Annotated in this window: 19 protein-coding genes and 1 riboswitch; of the genes, 10 read left to right on the plus strand and 9 right to left on the minus strand. The window is 71.8% G+C overall.

What is annotated here, in order from left to right:
* Nucleotides 1–67 precede the first annotated feature (67 nt).
* Nucleotides 68–727 carry a C39 family peptidase gene (locus EAD98_RS25135; RefSeq protein WP_121656460.1) on the plus strand — a complete coding sequence of 220 codons (660 nt, stop codon included), beginning with the start codon at nt 68–70 and terminating at the stop codon, nt 725–727.
* A 93-nt stretch (nt 728–820) separates the two neighbouring features.
* Here EAD98_RS25135 and dusB read toward each other — a convergent pair whose 3' ends face one another.
* The 4 genes from dusB to EAD98_RS25155 form a co-directional block, all read right to left on the minus strand.
* Nucleotides 821–1993 carry a tRNA dihydrouridine synthase DusB gene (gene dusB / locus EAD98_RS25140; protein ID WP_121656461.1) on the minus strand — a complete coding sequence of 391 codons (1173 nt, stop codon included), beginning with the start codon at nt 1991–1993 and terminating at the stop codon, nt 821–823.
* A 64-nt stretch (nt 1994–2057) separates the two neighbouring features.
* The gene (locus tag EAD98_RS25145; protein ID WP_121656462.1) at nt 2058–3437 is read right to left on the minus strand and encodes a glycine--tRNA ligase; all 1380 of its coding nucleotides are present in this window, start codon (nt 3435–3437) and stop codon (nt 2058–2060) included.
* 115 nt (nt 3438–3552) lie between these two features.
* Nucleotides 3553–4032: a hypothetical protein gene (locus EAD98_RS25150; protein WP_121656463.1), complete on the minus strand. Its 480-nt coding sequence runs from the start codon at nt 4030–4032 to the stop codon at nt 3553–3555.
* A gap of 24 nt (nt 4033–4056) precedes the next feature.
* The gene (locus EAD98_RS25155) at nt 4057–4398 is read right to left on the minus strand and encodes an antibiotic biosynthesis monooxygenase (RefSeq protein WP_074313566.1); all 342 of its coding nucleotides are present in this window, start codon (nt 4396–4398) and stop codon (nt 4057–4059) included.
* A gap of 27 nt (nt 4399–4425) precedes the next feature.
* Between EAD98_RS25155 and EAD98_RS25160 the strand changes: the two genes are divergently transcribed.
* The 8 genes from EAD98_RS25160 (at nt 4426) to EAD98_RS31345 (ending at nt 8958) form a co-directional block, all read left to right on the plus strand.
* Entirely contained in the window at nt 4426–4683 is a 258-nt protein-coding gene (locus EAD98_RS25160) for a hypothetical protein (protein ID WP_121656464.1), read from the plus strand.
* A gap of 54 nt (nt 4684–4737) precedes the next feature.
* On the plus strand, nt 4738–5685 hold the full coding sequence (locus tag EAD98_RS25165; protein ID WP_121656465.1) for a metal ABC transporter substrate-binding protein: 948 nt from the start codon (nt 4738–4740) through the stop codon (nt 5683–5685).
* A complete protein-coding gene (locus tag EAD98_RS25170) occupies nt 5682–6443 on the plus strand; it encodes a metal ABC transporter ATP-binding protein (protein ID WP_121656466.1) in 762 nt (253 codons plus the stop codon). Before EAD98_RS25165 ends, EAD98_RS25170 begins: the two co-directional genes overlap by 4 nt.
* A gap of 2 nt (nt 6444–6445) precedes the next feature.
* Nucleotides 6446–7312 carry a metal ABC transporter permease gene (locus tag EAD98_RS25175; RefSeq protein WP_121656467.1) on the plus strand — a complete coding sequence of 289 codons (867 nt, stop codon included), beginning with the start codon at nt 6446–6448 and terminating at the stop codon, nt 7310–7312.
* Nucleotides 7313–7355: 43 nt separating this feature from the next.
* Nucleotides 7356–7652, plus strand: a complete 297-nt coding sequence (locus EAD98_RS25180; RefSeq protein WP_074313577.1) for a metalloregulator ArsR/SmtB family transcription factor — start codon at nt 7356–7358, stop codon at nt 7650–7652.
* Nucleotides 7652–8050 (plus strand): Fur family transcriptional regulator, encoded by a 399-nt coding sequence (locus EAD98_RS25185; protein WP_121656468.1) that lies wholly within the window; start codon nt 7652–7654, stop codon nt 8048–8050. The genes EAD98_RS25180 and EAD98_RS25185 overlap by 1 nt, the downstream gene beginning before the upstream one ends.
* 121 nt (nt 8051–8171) lie before the next feature.
* The gene (locus EAD98_RS25190; RefSeq protein ID WP_121656474.1) at nt 8172–8780 is read left to right on the plus strand and encodes a hypothetical protein; all 609 of its coding nucleotides are present in this window, start codon (nt 8172–8174) and stop codon (nt 8778–8780) included.
* A 10-nt stretch (nt 8781–8790) separates the two neighbouring features.
* Nucleotides 8791–8958 carry a hypothetical protein gene (locus tag EAD98_RS31345; protein WP_199723545.1) on the plus strand — a complete coding sequence of 56 codons (168 nt, stop codon included), beginning with the start codon at nt 8791–8793 and terminating at the stop codon, nt 8956–8958.
* Between the two features lie 34 nt (nt 8959–8992).
* Here EAD98_RS31345 and EAD98_RS25195 read toward each other — a convergent pair whose 3' ends face one another.
* The 5 genes from EAD98_RS25195 to EAD98_RS25215 form a co-directional block, all read right to left on the minus strand.
* A complete protein-coding gene (locus EAD98_RS25195; protein WP_233579177.1) occupies nt 8993–10915 on the minus strand; it encodes an acyl-CoA dehydrogenase family protein in 1923 nt (640 codons plus the stop codon).
* Nucleotides 10916–11120: 205 nt separating this feature from the next.
* The gene (locus tag EAD98_RS25200; protein ID WP_121656470.1) at nt 11121–11621 is read right to left on the minus strand and encodes a DUF6328 family protein; all 501 of its coding nucleotides are present in this window, start codon (nt 11619–11621) and stop codon (nt 11121–11123) included.
* A 148-nt stretch (nt 11622–11769) separates the two neighbouring features.
* The gene (locus tag EAD98_RS25205) at nt 11770–12519 is read right to left on the minus strand and encodes a sugar isomerase domain-containing protein (RefSeq protein ID WP_121656471.1); all 750 of its coding nucleotides are present in this window, start codon (nt 12517–12519) and stop codon (nt 11770–11772) included.
* The gene (locus tag EAD98_RS25210; RefSeq protein ID WP_233579175.1) at nt 12516–13322 is read right to left on the minus strand and encodes an aminoglycoside N(3)-acetyltransferase; all 807 of its coding nucleotides are present in this window, start codon (nt 13320–13322) and stop codon (nt 12516–12518) included. Before EAD98_RS25210 ends, EAD98_RS25205 begins: the two co-directional genes overlap by 4 nt.
* Before the next feature lie 24 nt (nt 13323–13346).
* The gene (locus tag EAD98_RS25215; protein ID WP_121656472.1) at nt 13347–14177 is read right to left on the minus strand and encodes an alpha/beta fold hydrolase; all 831 of its coding nucleotides are present in this window, start codon (nt 14175–14177) and stop codon (nt 13347–13349) included.
* 106 nt (nt 14178–14283) lie between these two features.
* A riboswitch (TPP riboswitch) is annotated at nt 14284–14388 on the plus strand.
* A 76-nt stretch (nt 14389–14464) separates the two neighbouring features.
* Here EAD98_RS25215 and EAD98_RS25220 point away from each other — a divergent pair.
* Nucleotides 14465–14979: ECF transporter S component (locus EAD98_RS25220; RefSeq protein WP_121656473.1), on the plus strand; the 515-nt coding region annotated here is incomplete at its 3' end.

The raw sequence follows: 14979 nt of genomic DNA on the forward strand, positions 1-14979 counted from the left end.
GTTTTCACGTGCGGCGCACCCCCCTTTGTGTGTCGTATGCACCCCTGATGCAGAGGAGCACGCCATCATGCGTACCGATCTGATCCGTAAGACCGCTCTGACCGCTGCTGGCCTCGCGTTCACCGGCGGCGCCATCGCCGGCCCCGTCACCGCCGCCTACGCCGCGTCGGACGCCAAGCCCGCATCGCAGACCCAGACCGACCGCAAGCCCACCGGCGAGCGTCAGCTCGGCGTGCGCTACGAGGCGCAGCCGAACTTCTACTACTGCGGCCCCGCCGCCACCCGTAACGCCCTGAGTGTGCAGGGCAAGGACATCAGCGTCGACGCCATGGCCAAGGAGATGGGCACCACCGAGGCCGGCACCAACTCCATCAACGACATCACCCCCGTGCTGAACAAGGAGACCGGCAAGAACGACGCCTACCACAGCGTCGAGATCTCCAGCCCCAGCGCTGACGGCAAGCAGACCGACACGCTGCGCGCCGACATCGTCAAGACCGTGGACGACGGTCGGGCTGTGGTCGCGAACATCGCCGGCACCAGCGTCGACACCGACGGTGGGGTGCACTCCTTCGAGGGCGGGCACTACATCAGCGTGGTCGGGTACCGCGACGGCGGGAACGTGGTGAAGATCGCCGACTCGGCCGATCCGAACACCGCCTCCTACGAGGTCACCGTCGAGCACCTCGCCGACTGGATCGCCACCCGCGGCTACGCCACCAGCTGACCGCAAACAGCATCACCGACAAGGGCCGGACCCCCAGGGGTCCGGCCCTTTCGTCATGCCCAGGGTCAGCGGTGCGACCGCCGCCAGTACGGGTCAGCCGCCGGAGTCGTCCATCTCGGCGCCCTCGGGTACGACGTCGTCGTCCCGGCTGGCCAGCCAGCCGTCCGGCAGGAAGACCTTGCCCGGAGAGTTGGTGCGCCCGCGCGGCTGGCCGAGGGCGGCCACCGGGAACGGCTCCGCCGGGTCGAGCTTGCCGAGCAGGTCGTCGAGCTGGGCCAGGCTCTCGATCATCGCCAGCGAGCGGCGCAGCTCGCCGCCGACCGGGAAGCCCTTGAGGTACCAGGCGACGTGCTTGCGGAAGTCGGTGCACCCGTCCCGCTCACCCCGGGCCGGGTTGCGGGCCCCGGCGACGAACTGGTCGACCAGCAGCTCGGCGTGCCGGCGCATGGTCACCGCCACCTCGCCGAGGGTGGGCATCCGCCGCTCCGGCCGACCGTTGAAGGCGGCCTCCAGGTCGGCGAAGAGCCACGGCCGGCCCAGGCAACCCCGCCCGATCACCACGCCGTCGACACCGGTGTGCGCGACCATCCGTAGCGCGTCGTCGGCCTCCCAGATGTCGCCGTTGCCCAGCACCGGCACGTCGAGGGCCTGCTTGAGCGTGGCGATGGCGTCCCAGTCGGCGGTGCCCGAGTAGCGCTGCCCGGCCGTCCGCCCGTGCAGGGCGACCGCGGCGACCCCGGCTTCCTGGGCGGCGAGCCCGGCCTCGACGTACGTCAGGTGGTCGTCGTCGATGCCCTTGCGCATCTTGACCGTGACCGGCACTCCGGCCGGCGACGCGGCGTCCACCGCGGCCCTGACCAGCCGGGCGAAGAGCCGACGCCGCCACGGCAACGCCGCGCCGCCACCACGCCGGGTCACCTTGGGCACCGGGCAGCCGAAGTTGAGGTCGATGTGATCGGCCAGGTCGCGCTCGACCACGATCCGTACGGCGGCGGCGGTGATCTCCGGATCGGTGCCGTAGAGCTGGAGGCTGCGCGGCTTCTCGTCGTCGCCGAACGCGATCATGCGCAGCGTCTTGGGGTTCCGCTCGACGAGCGCCCGCGTGGTGATCATCTCGCAGACGTAGATGCCGCCGCCCTGCTCGCGGCAGAGCCGGCGGAACCCGACGTTCGTGATCCCGGCCATCGGCGCCAGCACGACCGGCGGCCACACCTGATACCGGCCGAGCGTCAACGGGCGCAGCACAGGCACGGTCGAGGCAGTCACCGGACAAGTGTACGGGGCCCCGACCGGCGCTTTCCGCGTCGGCCGAGGCCCCGTGCGCATCGTCTCAGCAGCCGGGGAGGCGCTCGATCAGGTAACGCTCGACCTGGTCCAGGGAGACCCGCTCCTGGGCCATGGTGTCCCGGTTGCGGACCGTCACGGCGTTGTCGTCCAGGGTGTCGAAGTCCACCGTCACGCAGAACGGGGTGCCGATCTCGTCCTGCCGGCGGTAGCGGCGGCCGATCGCCTGCGAGTCGTCGAACTCCACCACCCAGCGCTTACGCAGCAGCGCGGCGAGGTCCTTCGCCTTCGGCGACAGCGCCTCGTTGCGGGACAGCGGCAGCACCGCCACCTTCACCGGGGCCAGTCGCGGGTCGAACCGCATCACGGTGCGCTTGTCCACGCCGCCCTTGGTGTTCGGCGCCTCGTCCTCGTCGTACGCCTCCAACAGGAAGGCCAGCACGGCGCGGGTCAGACCGGCGGCGGGCTCGATGACGTACGGCATCCAGCGCTCGCCCTTGGTCTGGTCGAAGTAGGACAGGTCGACGCCGGAGTGCTTGCTGTGCGTGGAGAGGTCGAAGTCGGTGCGGTTGGCCACGCCCTCCAGCTCGGCGAACTCGGTGCCGCCGAACTGGAAGCGGTACTCGATGTCCACGGTCCGCTTCGAGTAGTGCGAGAGCTTCTCCTTGGGGTGCTCGAAGAGCCGCAGGTTGTCCGCCGACAGGCCGAGGTCGAGGTACCAGTTCCAGCGCTCCTGGAGCCAGTACTCGTGCCACTGCTCGTCGGTGCCCGGCTCGACGAAGAACTCCATCTCCATCTGCTCGAACTCCCGCGTACGGAAGATGAAGTTGCCCGGGGTGATCTCGTTGCGGAACGACTTGCCGGTCTGCGCGATGCCGAACGGCGGCTTCTTGCGGGCGACCGTCTCGACGTTCTTGTAATTGATGAAGATGCCCTGCGCGGTCTCCGGGCGCAGGTAGTGCAGCCCTTCGTCGCTCTCCACCGGGCCCAGGTAGGTCTTCATCAGGCCGTTGAACATCTTCGGCTCGGTGAAGGTGCCCTTGTTGCCGCAGTTGGGGCAGTTCAGCTCGGCGAGCGAGGTCAGCGGCTTACCGTGCTTCTCGGCGTACGCCTCTTCGAGGTGGTCCGCCCGGAACCGCTTGTGGCAGAACTGGCACTCGGTGAGCGGGTCGACGAACTCGGCGATGTGACCGGACGCCTCCCACACCTTGCGGGCCAGGATCACCGCGGAGTCGAGGCCGACCACGTCGTCGCGCTGCTGGACCATGGTCTTCCACCACTGCCGGCGGACGTTCTCCTTGAGCTCCACGCCGAGCGGGCCGTAGTCCCACGCCGATCGGGTGCCTCCGTAGATCTCGCTGGAGGGGAAGACGAAGCCTCGGCGCTTGGCGAGGCTGACGACGGCGTCGATACGGTCGGCTGGCATGTTTCCTCCTACGCCGGCTGGCGGTCGGCGGGGGCGAGATGTGGATGGATCGGGTCAGTTCGGGACAACGGTACGACCACTGTCGTCCTGAGCCCAGCAGAATACCGGGGGCGGCTCAGCTCACCCCGCAGACCTCCATGCCGCCGGTCTGGCCGTCCTGACCCAGGGTGACCTGCTGCTGCTCCCGGTCGCCGCCGTCGAGCGTCACGTCGACCGGCACGGTCAGGCTGGTGGTGTCCACGTCACCGACCCGGAACCCGGCGACCTGCGGCTCGGCGGCCGCGCGCCGCTCGAACTCGGGGCGTGACTCGCGCCGCTGCGCGTCGTCGCAGAGCTGGTCGTACGCGCGTCCGTAGTTCCGCTCGACCAGCGCCTGGTAGTAGTCGCTGGTCACCGTGCGGCCCTGTTCCCGGATCGCCTGCACGCCGGTGACGGCCAGGCCGACCACGGCCGCGCCACCTCCGCCGCAGCAGAGCAGCACGGCGAGCGCGCCGACGCCGAGGCCGATCCAGAGCCGGGTCCGGCGGCCCTCGGTGGGCGGCGCGGCGAACGGCGGCGCCACCCCGGGACCGGGCGGCGGGGCGGGTGCGGTCATAGGAGCAGCGTAGTGTCCGGCAGCTCAGCGGTAAGGACCCGCAGCCCGATCACTCTCGGCGACCACGACGGCCCCGCCGGGCGCGGCGGTGGCCAGCGCCTCGTACGCGGACGGCTCGTCGACCGACTCGGCGAGCAACGGCACGGCGCTCACCTTGACCTCGAAGGCGCCCAGTGCCCGCCGGTACGTGCCGACCGACTCCCACTCGGTGACCAGGGACCAGTGGCGGGGGTCGTCCAGCGCCCGGACCAGTTGACCGCGCAGGTAGCCGGGGCGGGCGGCCAGCGCGGTGAGGGCGGCGTGCGCCCGTTCGGTGAAGTCGTCGGCGACATCGACGTCGACCACGAACCGGTTGGTCACCAGCACCGGGTTCCTCCTCGTAGAGTCTGTGGGATGCAGCGTACGCAGCGCCCTCTGCTGACTCGGTTGGCCGGGGCGAACCCGACGTCGGTGTTCCTGCTCACCCTGGTGGTGGTGCTGGTCGCGTTCTTCACGCCCGGGGTGATCGGCGGGCTGCTGACGCTGGCCCTCGCCGCGGTCCTGATCGCCCTGTTGGCCACCACCTGGGCGGTTCAGGCGCCGCAGACCCGGGTGATTCGGCTGGTGATGCTCACCCTGCTGGTGACGGTGGGCCTGGCGAAGCTGCTCTGACATGCAATCATGCGTTTTTGACAATCATTATCGTTGCCACGGACAGTTGACGACATGACCAACCGCACCGCGTCCCGTGTCCTGGCCGCCGCGACCGCCCTCCTCGCCCTGGGCGCCAGCGCGGGCTGCTCCACCGATGGTGCCGCCGGCGCCGATCCCCAGCGGGTCGACGTGGTGGCCGCGTTCTACCCGCTCCAGTTCCTCGCCGAGCGGATCGGCGGCGACGCGGTCCGGGTGACCAACCTCGCCAAGCCCGGCGCCGAGCCGCACGACCTGGAGCTCGCCCCAAGCCAGGTCGGTCAGGTCAGCGAGGCGGAGCTGATCGTCTACCTGAAGGGCTTCCAGCCGGCGGTGGACGACGCGGTGGCGCAGAACGGTGACGACCGGGCGTTCGACGTCACCACCGTGCAGCCGCTGCGGGACGCGACCGCGGGCGGGCACGACCACGAGGGCGAGGAGGGGCACGCGGAGGAGGAGAACGGCGGCAAGGACCCGCACGTCTGGCTCGACCCGACCCGACTGGCCACCATCGGCGATCAGCTCGCCCAGCGGCTCGGCAAGGCCGACCCGGATCACGCCGCCGACTACACCGCACGCTCCGCGGCGCTGAGCGCCGATCTGACGACCCTGGACGACGAGTTCAAGCATGGTCTGGCGACCTGCCAGCGGCGGGAGATCGTGACCAGCCACGCCGCGTTCGGCTACCTGGCCGACCGCTACCAGCTCGACCAGGTCGGAATCACCGGGCTGAGCCCCGACGTCGAGCCCTCGCCGCAGCGACTCGCGCAGGTGATCGAGGAGGCGAAGGAGCACAAGTCCACCACGATCTTCTTCGAGACCCTGGTCAGCCCGAAGGTCGCCGAGACCATCGCCGGTCAGGTCGGCGCGAAGACCGCGGTGCTGGACCCGATCGAAGGGCTCGCCGACGGCAGCGGCGCGGACTACCTTTCGGTCATGCGTACCAACCTGCAGACCCTGCGGACGGCGTTGAGCTGCTCGTGAGCGCACCCGTCATCACCGTCGAGCACGGGGTGGTCGGCTACGACGGCCGCCCCGTGCTCCGGGACGTCTCGCTCACCGTGACCGCCGGGGAGGTGGTCGCGGTGCTCGGCGCCAACGGTTCCGGCAAGTCCACGCTGATCCGGGCCGTGCTCGGGCTGGTACCGCTCAGCGCCGGCTCGATCACCCTCTTCGACCGGCCGTTGCGCCAGTTCCGCCAGTGGCGGCGCATCGGGTACGTCCCACAGCGCCTGGGCGCCGGCGGCGGCGTGCCGGCCACCGTCCGCGAGGTGGTGGCCTCCGGCCGGTTGGCCCGCCGGGGGGTGCTCCGCCCACCGGGCCGAGCCGACCGGGCCGCCGTCGACGCCGCGCTGCTCTCGGTCGGGCTCGCCGACCGGGCCGGCGATCCGGTGTCCACCCTCTCCGGCGGCCAGCAGCAGCGCACGCTGATCGCCCGGGCGCTGGCCGGTCGACCGGAGCTGCTGATCCTCGACGAGCCCACCGCCGGCGTGGACGCGGCCAGCCAGGAGGCGTTCGCCGGGGCGCTGCGGGACTTCGTCGCCGACGGCGGGACGGTGCTTCTGGTGGCCCACGAGCTGGGCCCGCTGCGACCGGTGATCAGCCGGGCGGTCGTCGTCCACCAGGGCGGCATCTGTCACGACGGCGCGGTGCCGGACCCGGCCGGTCATCACGCGGAGCCCGACCACGACCATGTGCACCCGCACGGTCCCGACGAGCCCGCCGGGCTGTGGAGCAACTGAGCATGGAACTCTTCCAGTACCCGTACATGCAGCGTGCCCTGATCGGCGCGCTGGTGATCGGCCTGGCCGCGCCTGCGCTCGGCATCTACCTGGTGCAGCGTCGGCTGGCGTTGATCGGCGACGGCGTCGGGCACGTGGCGTTGACCGGGGTTGGCGCGGGACTGCTGCTCAACCGCTCACCGGTGCTGGTGGCGGTGATCGCCGCCACCATCGGCGCGATCGCCATCGAGCTGGTCCGCGCCCGCGGGCGGACCTCCGGTGACCTGGCTCTGGCGTTGCTCTTCTACGGCGGCATCGCCGGTGGCGTACTGCTGGTGGGCCTCTCCGACGCGACGAGCGCGAACCTCAACGCCTACCTGTTCGGATCTCTCACCACCATCTCGCCCGGTGACCTGACCACCATCGTGGTGCTCGGCGCCGCGCTCCTGGTCACCATGATCGCGTTGCGTCCGGCGCTCTTCGCGGTCAGTCACGACGAGGAGTACGCCCGGGTCTCCGGCCTCCCGGTGCGCACGCTGAACCTGATGATCGCGGTCGCCACCGCGGTCACCGTGACCATCGCGATGCGGGCCGTCGGCGTACTGCTGATCAGCGCGCTGATGGTGGTGCCGGTCGCCACCGCCCAGCAGGTCACCCGGGGTTTCCGCAGCACGATGACCGCCGCGATGGCGCTCGGGTTCTTCGCGGCCGGCGCCGGTGTCTGGGTAGCCGCCACGGCGGACACCGCGCCGGGCGCGTCGGTGGTGCTGGTGGCGATCGCCTGCTTCCTGGTGGTGGCCGTGACCGGTGGGATCTGGCGGGCGCTGCGCCGCCGGGCAACGCCGGCCGCCGCGCCGGCGCCGGAACCGCACGAGGTCGTGCTGGGATGAACCGGGTCCGCGGTATGTCGGTGGTATTGGTTACCGTTGCAGGGTGACCAGCGCAACGGGCTACGAGGGGTTCGATGGGGCCAGCGAGTTGCTCCGCGCCCTGTCGGCGCCCATTCGGCTGGCCATCGTCAGTGAGCTCGCCGGCGGCGAGCGGTGCGTGCACGAGCTGGTGGAGAAGCTCGGGGCCGCGCAACCGCTGGTCTCCCAGCACCTGCGGGTGCTGCGCGGCGCGGGCGTGGTGCGTGGTTCCCGCCGGGGTCGGGAGATCGCCTACAGCCTGGTCGACGAGCACGTCGCGCACATCGTGGCGGACGCGGTCAGCCACGCCGGGGAGGGATGATGAGCGAGAGTGGCGCCGCGGTGCGCAACACCCGGCAGCGCTCGGCGGTGAGCGCGCTGCTGGGCGAGATGGAGGGCTTCCACAGCGCCCAGGACCTGCACGCGATGCTGCGGCAGCGCGGTGAGCGGGTCGGCCTGACCACCGTCTACCGCACGCTCCAGGGGCTGGCCGACGCGGGCGAGATCGACGTGATGCGCCCACCGGGCGGCGAGCACCTCTACCGCCGGTGCAGCGAGGGGCACCACCACCACCTGGTGTGCCGGGCCTGCGGCCGCACGGTCGAGGTGGCCGGCCCGGCGGTGGAGAGCTGGGCCGACCGGGTCGCCGCCCAGCACGGCTACGCCGACGTCAGCCACACCCTGGAGATTTTCGGCACCTGCCCGGCCTGCGCCCGCTGACCAACGCAGCGACCACGACGCGTCCGGTGAACGCCGCAACCCGAGCACCTGCGCAGCCGACTCGTCTCGCCGGCTGATCCGACGGGTGCCCGGCCCGGCCGTTCGTGGCACGCTGTCCGGCGTGAAGATCTACGCCGATCGCTTTCCGACCGCCGCCCGCCAGTTGTTCACCGACCTCCTCGTCGTCGCCTGGGTGTACGTCGCGATCCGCGGCGCGCTCTGGCTGCACGACCTGGTGCAGAAGCTCGCCGTACCCGGTCAGAAGTTGGAGGGCGCCGGCAGCGGGCTCGCCGACAACCTGGGCGACGCCGGCAGCAAGGTCGGCCGGGTGCCGCTGGTCGGCGACGAGCTGACCGCTCCCTTTCAGCGGGCCGCCGACGCCGCCCGCTCGCTGGCCGACGCCGGCCGTGACCAGCAGCACCTGGTCGACCAACTCGCCCTGGCGCTCGCCATCGCGGTGCTGATCTTTCCGCTCGGCATCGTGCTGTTCGGCTGGCTGCCGCTGCGGGTCCGCTGGATGCGCCGGGCCGGGTCAGCGGCGAAGCTGGCCGCCGGGCCGGCCGGGCGGGACCTGCTCGCCCTGCGCGCGCTGGCCACCCAGCCACTGGGCCGACTGACCCGGATCGCGCCGGACGTGGCCGAGGCGTGGCGACGCGGCGACGACGACACCGTCGACGCCCTGGCCGCGTTGGAGCTGCGCCAACTCGGCCTGCGCGGCCGGGGCCGCTAAGGTCGTCGGCGTGTTCTACTTCCTGGTCGTCATCGCCGTCCTGCTGCTCGGCTACGCCGCCGTCCTGGTCTCGTTCGTGCGGCGGGGCAAGAAGATCCCGCCTGCGGCGTACCTGGGTCTGGCGGTGCTCAACGGCCTGATCCTGGCGGCGGTGCTGGCCTGGGCGGTCGCCCGCTGACCGCCCGGCACGGTGACGCGCCGGGCGGCACCGGTCACGACTTCGGCGGGATGCGGCGGCGGACGTCGTCGGCGGTGGACGGACCCGGTGACCAGCGGGCCACCCAGGGCAGCTCGTCGGACGGGGTGATGACGCCCTCCTCCAGGGCCGCGTAGCGGCCGTCGAGGATGCGCTTCGCCGCGGCGGTGTCGACCGAGTCGGTGTTGTCCCACAGGGCGGCGAACAGCGCGTCCACCCGGACCCGGGCCTGCCGGCAGAACAGGTCGGCCAGCTCGACGTTCTCCGGACGGCTGTCGCGCTCGGCGGACGCCCGGACACAAACGGCGGACATGGCGAACAGCTCCGCGCCGATGTCCACCACCCGGCCGAGGAACGCCTGCTTGCGCTCCATCTTTCCCTGCCAGCGGGACATCGCGTAGAACGTCGACCGGGCCAGCTTGCGGGACGAGCGCTCCACCTGACGCAGGTGCGTGGCCAGCGGCCCGAACTCGGCGTACGCCGATGGGCTCTGCCCCCGGCCGACGGCCAGGGTCGGCAGCCACTTCGCGTAGAAGGCCCCGGCTCGGGCGCCGGCTCGGGCCTTGCGACCCAACCCCGCCTCCGGGTCGATGATGTCGCCGGCCACCGACAGGTGGGCGTCGACCGCCTCCCGGGCGATCAGCAGGTGCATGATCTCCGTGGAGCCCTCGAAGATCCGGTTGATCCGCAGGTCGCGCAACATCTGCTCGACCGCGGCCGGGCGTTCGCCGCGGGCGGCCAGCGAGTCGGCCGTCTCGTAGCCCCGCCCGCCCCGGATCTGGATCAGCTCGTCGGCGATCTTCCAGGCCATCTCGCTGGCGTACAGCTTGACGAGCGCGGCCTCGATTCGGATGTCGTTGCGGTCGTCGTCGGCGAGCAGGCAGCACAGGTCGAGCATGGTCTCCATGCCGTACGTGGTGGCGGCGATGAAGGCGAGCTTCTGGGCGACCGCCTCGTGCTCACCGACCGGCCGCCCCCACTGGACCCGGTCGGCGGACCACTCCCGGGCCACGTTCAGCGCCCACTTGCCCGCGCCTACGCACATCGCCGGTAGCGAGAGCCGGCCGGTGTTCAGCGTGGTCAGGGCGATCTTGAGCCCCTTGCCCTCGCCGCCGATGACGTTCTCGGCGGGCACGAACACGTCGTGGAACCGGGTGAGGCTGTTTTCCAGGCCGCGCAGGCCGACGAACTCGTTGCGCCGTTCCACGGTGATACCGGCGCTGTCGCCGTCCACCACGAAGGCGGTGATGCCGCCGCGCCGCCCCTCGGTGGCCGGCACCCGCGCCATGACCACCAGCAGGGTGGCCACGATGCCGTTGGTGGCCCAGAGCTTCACGCCGTTGAGCCGGTAGCCGGTGCCGTCCTCGGTCGGCTCGGCGGTGGTGGCCAGCCGGGCCGGGTCGGAGCCGACGTCCGGCTCGGTGAGCAGGAACGCGGACACCTCGCCGGCGGCGAGCCGGGGCAGGAAGCGCTGCTTCTGCTCGGCGGTGCCGAACATCTTCAGCGGTTGCGGCACCCCGATCGACTGGTGCGCCGAGAGCAGCGCGCCGATCGCCGGGCTGACCGAGCCGGCCAGCATCAGCGCCCGGCAGTAGTGCAGGTTGCTCAGCCCGAGGCCGCCGTACTTCCGGTCGATCTTCATGCCGAACGCGCCGAGGTCGGCCAGCCCGTGGAACACCGCGTCCGGGATGGAGGCGTCGCGCTCGATCGCCGCACCGTCCACCTCGGAGGCCAGGAAGGCGCGGAACCGGCCGAGAAAGTCGTCGGCGCGGGCCACGTCGGCCGGGTCGGACCGGGGCCACGGGTCGATCAGGTCGAGCCGGAACCGCCCGAGGAACAGCTCCTTGCCGAAGCTGGGCCGGTCCCAGGCGGACTCGCGGGCCGCCTCGGCGACCTGCCGGGCCTCCTTCTCGGAGACGTGCCCCGCCTCCGTCGGCAACGGCGCAGCGGCGCCGGCGGTGCTCGGAACGGTGTCGGGATCGGGGCCGTCCGCTGCCGGTCGGCCGTTCTGCGTCGTGGTCACGGCTGCCCCCTCGAACCTCGGTGCGGCTGCGTCGACGTGCGCGACTACCGTCACGCTACCCCCGGGTGTTACTCAGCGGTAGCGGTCCGTGAAGATCGAGTTCGATCCCTGGGCGGCGGCGTCAGCTGGACAGGGTGCGGGGGTCGTCGTCCTCGTCGTCGATGTCGTCGTCGCCCCAGTTGCGCCGGGCGAACGGCAGGAGCACCCAGAAGCTGAGGAACCAGAGCCCGGTCAGGCCGCTGAGCACGAAGGCGATCGGCCGGTCCAGCACGAAGTCGGTGATCAACAGCACCGCGCTGACCATCGAGATCAGCATGAAGGCCAGCCCGCCGCTGGCCATCCGGTGCGCGAACCGGACCAGCTCCGGTTTGCGCCCCTGCCGGAACAGCGCCCGGTGGAACGCCACCGGCGAGATGATCAGCGCGGTGGCGGCTGCCGCGGCGAGCAGGGCGACGATGTAGACGTCCCGCTGGAACTCGGTGGTCTCGGTGAACCCGTTGCTGAACGGCAGCGTGAGCAGGAAGGCGAAGAGGATCTGCACGCCGGTCTGGGCGACCCGCAACTCCTGCAACAGGTCGGCGAAGTTGCGCTGCCAACGCTGCTTCTCGGTCTCCTTGGACACGCGCTACCTCCGGTGAGACGGTACTGCCGGCGGTCGTGGCCGCCGGCAGCAAGGCAAGTGCCCCACCCGGTCGAGCGCGAAACAGGTTCACGACATCGGCCGGCCGCCGTCCGTTCGCCTCCCGGACAACGGGCCGTCCGGACGCGCCTCAGGAGCCGCGCCGGATGCGACCCGCGTACCGGGCCTCCAGCGCCGTGTTGTGCGCGTCGCCGTCGGGGATGTTCGCCGACAGGTAGACCGGGGGCCGCTCGCCCGCCGCCAGCAACCGGGCCACCACCTCCACGGTCACCTGCTGCGCCAGCAGCGCCGCCGTGATCGAGGAGACCGCGCCCACCGCACCGCCGCCGGGCAGCGGCAGCGTCGCGTCGCCGTACGGCGCGCCGTTGTCGAGAACCACGTCGGCGAGGTCCGCGAGCTTGCGCCCGGACGGGTGGCGGGAGGTCATCCGGCCGGAGTGCTGTGCGGAGGTGATCGCCACCAGCCCGTGGCCACGCTGCTTCACCAGCGTGGCGAACTCCACCATCGCGCCGTTGACCCCGGAGTTCGAGGCGAGCACGAACACGTCGGTGGGCCGCACCGGAGCCAGCTCGTACAGCCGGTGCGCCACCTCCGGGTCCCGCTCCAGGAACGGGCCGAGCCGGTCGGCCGGTTCGCCGCCGAGCAGCACCAGGTCACGCAGCGCGATCCGGTTGGTCGGCACCAGACCGCCCGCCCGGCCGGCAATCTCCATGGCCAGCGCCTCGGAGTGCCCGGTGCCGAACGCGTGCACCACCCCGTCGGCGCGCACCGCGTCGGCGATCAGGTCCGCGGCCCGCCCCACCGCCGCCCGCTGGCTCCCGGCCACCCGGCCGATCGTCTCGGTAACCACGGCCAGGTAGTCGTCGGCACTCACCCTCATGCGTCCTCCGTCGTCCGGTTGCGGGCCATCCATTGCACTGCGAAGTCGACCGCCGCCCGCTGGCGCATCAACCTCCCGGTCCCGGTGCCGACCCGTCCGGTACGGACCGCTCCGGTCGCCTCCAGGTCCCGGCCCAACGCGTCGAAGTCACTCTCGTCGAGCCGGACGTCCTGCCACCACACCCATTCGCGGCCACCGTCGGCGGTGCGTACCGCCGCGCCCAACTGCTCGCGGGGCGGGGCCGGACGGCGGTACTCGGCCAGGTGCAGCGAGGTGTTCACGCTGTGATCCACACCGAGCAGCAACACGTTGGCGTCGAGGTCGTAGAGCCGGGCCAGCGGGGAGCCCTCGCCGAGCATGTCGGCCCGGGTGTGCCCGGCGACCACCCGTTCGGCGGCCGGCCCGAGGGCGGCGAACGACACGTGGGGGTGCGAGCTGCGCTGCGCTCCGGGCCAGCAGCGGACCGTCTCGGCGAACACCCCCATGAACCGGCTCGGGGTGGCCACCGGATCGAATCCGGGCATCTCGGCGCGGATCAGCGGCCACCAGTCCACCGGCACCGGCGGGGCGCTCCACTGCGCCGGGTCGCTGTTGTCCGGGGTGTGGGTGGGCACCACGATCGTGCCGTCCGGGCCGAGCGCGTCGCGCAGGGCGAGCACCAGCGCCTGCGGCCCACCGCAGACGAAGCCCAGTGGGCGCAGCGCGGTGTGCACCAGCAGCGTCGCGCCGGAGCGTACGCCCAGCATGCGCAGCTGCGCGGCGATGGAGCGCCGGGTGCTCGGCTCACCGGCGTCCGTTGTCACGGTGCTCCTCCGATCGACACGGTCTCAGGCCGTTCCGCTGGTTCTGGCCAGGATCGCCTCGGCCAGCGGGCCCGGCGCGGCGTCCGGGATCCAGTGGCTCACCCCGGGCAGCTGTACGAATCGGTAGTCCCCGGTGACGTTGGCGGCGCACGCCTCGGCGGCGGTCCGGCCGATGGCGATGTCCCGGTCGCTCCACACGTACGTGGTGGGCACGGCGACCGGGCCGACGTCGGCCAGGTCGGTGCGGGACATCGCCCGATACCAGTTCAGCGCCGCGGTGAGCGCCCCCGGCTCGCGCATCGGGTCGGCGTAGTGGTCCACCCGGGACGCGTCGCCCACCCCGCTGAGCATCTTGCGCAGCGCGGTGGCGTTCCAGGCCAGCAGCACCTTCTCCGCCTTGCCGGGTTTACGGAACAGCGCGATGTACGACGAGCGCGCCTTCTGCTGGCCGTCGGTGGCGAGGGCATGTGCCATGGCCGCCGGATGTGGCACGGACACCGCGGTCAACGTACGGACCCGCTCGGGGTGCCGGGCGGCCAGCGCCCAGGCGACGATCGCACCCCAGTCGTGGCCGACCAGGTGGACGGCGTCCAGCCCGATGGCGTCGAGCACCGCGACCGCGTCGGCGACCAGTTCGGGGATCCGGTAGTCCGCGACCGCCGTCGGCCGGGCGCCTGGGGAGTAGCCCCGCTGGTCCAGTGCGTACGTGCGCAGCCCGGCGGTGTGCAGCGTCGCGGCGACCTCGTCCCACTCGCCGGAGTGCTGGGGAAAGCCGTGCAGCAGCAGGACAGGCGCGCCGTCCGGCGGACCACCGGCGCGTACGTCGAACGTGAGACCCCGTGCGTCAACCCGCATGATCGTGAGCCTACCCAGCCGGCGTCGCCTGAACCGGACGCTGCGGCGGGCGGACGCCCTGCTGGGCTGGCACCCCTGGTCGGTGCTAGCGTCAGCGAGACAACTTCACATCCGACAGGGGAGCGCACAGCGCTGAGAGTGCGGGCACGCCCGCAGACCCTCGAACCTGATCTGGGTAATGCCAGCGCAGGGAGTTCGGTCGACCTCCAGCCGCGCCGCCGTCCGGTGCCACCGGACGCGCGGCGTGCGTCTTCTCCTGGTTCGCAGTCAGGACTGGGAGCATCCACATGAACCACAGCGACACCAACCGCTGGCGCACCATCGACATCGTGGTCGCCTCGGTGATCGCGGTCGCCTTCGGCGTCATCTTCTGGGCCTGGGGCCTGGTCTGGAGCGCCACCGAGGGGGCGTTTGCCTTCTTCCCGCCGGCGCAGACCCTGATCTACGGTGTCTGGCTGATGCCGGCCGTGGTCGGCGGCCTGGTCATCCGCAAGCCCGGCGCCGCGCTCTACTGCGAGACGGTCGCCGCGGTCCTCTCCGCGCTGTTGGGCAGCCAGTGGGCCGGCACGGTGATCCCGCAGGGCATCGTGCAGGGCATCGGCGCCGAGTTGGCCTTCGCCGCCTTCCGGTACCGGTCGTTCCGGCTGCCGACCGCGGTCCTGGCCGGCGCGCTGACCGGCCTCAGCGCCGCGCTGTTCGACTTCTTCGTCTGGAACGTCGACTACGACCTGGTCGACTACCGCATCCCGTACGCGCTGCTCACGATCGTCAGCGCCACGGTGATCGCCGGCGCCGGCGATCA

Source organism: Micromonospora sp. CV4 (genome assembly GCF_003667455.1).
GTDB lineage: Bacteria > Actinomycetota > Actinomycetes > Mycobacteriales > Micromonosporaceae > Micromonospora.

Excerpts from the sequence above, each read along its gene's own strand:
- EAD98_RS25135 (WP_121656460.1), top strand. The coding sequence starts at position 68 with ATGCGTACCGATCTGATCCGTAAGACCGCTCTGACCGCTGCTGGCCTC.
- EAD98_RS25145 (WP_121656462.1), bottom strand. The coding sequence starts at position 3,437 with ATGCCAGCCGACCGTATCGACGCCGTCGTCAGCCTCGCCAAGCGCCGA.
- EAD98_RS25150 (WP_121656463.1), bottom strand. The coding sequence starts at position 4,032 with ATGACCGCACCCGCCCCGCCGCCCGGTCCCGGGGTGGCGCCGCCGTTC.
- EAD98_RS25160 (WP_121656464.1), top strand. The coding sequence starts at position 4,426 with ATGCAGCGTACGCAGCGCCCTCTGCTGACTCGGTTGGCCGGGGCGAAC.
- EAD98_RS25165 (WP_121656465.1), top strand. The coding sequence starts at position 4,738 with ATGACCAACCGCACCGCGTCCCGTGTCCTGGCCGCCGCGACCGCCCTC.
- EAD98_RS25175 (WP_121656467.1), top strand. The coding sequence starts at position 6,446 with ATGGAACTCTTCCAGTACCCGTACATGCAGCGTGCCCTGATCGGCGCG.
- EAD98_RS25185 (WP_121656468.1), top strand. The coding sequence starts at position 7,652 with ATGAGCGAGAGTGGCGCCGCGGTGCGCAACACCCGGCAGCGCTCGGCG.
- EAD98_RS25205 (WP_121656471.1), bottom strand. The coding sequence starts at position 12,519 with ATGAGGGTGAGTGCCGACGACTACCTGGCCGTGGTTACCGAGACGATC.
- EAD98_RS25215 (WP_121656472.1), bottom strand. The coding sequence starts at position 14,177 with ATGCGGGTTGACGCACGGGGTCTCACGTTCGACGTACGCGCCGGTGGT.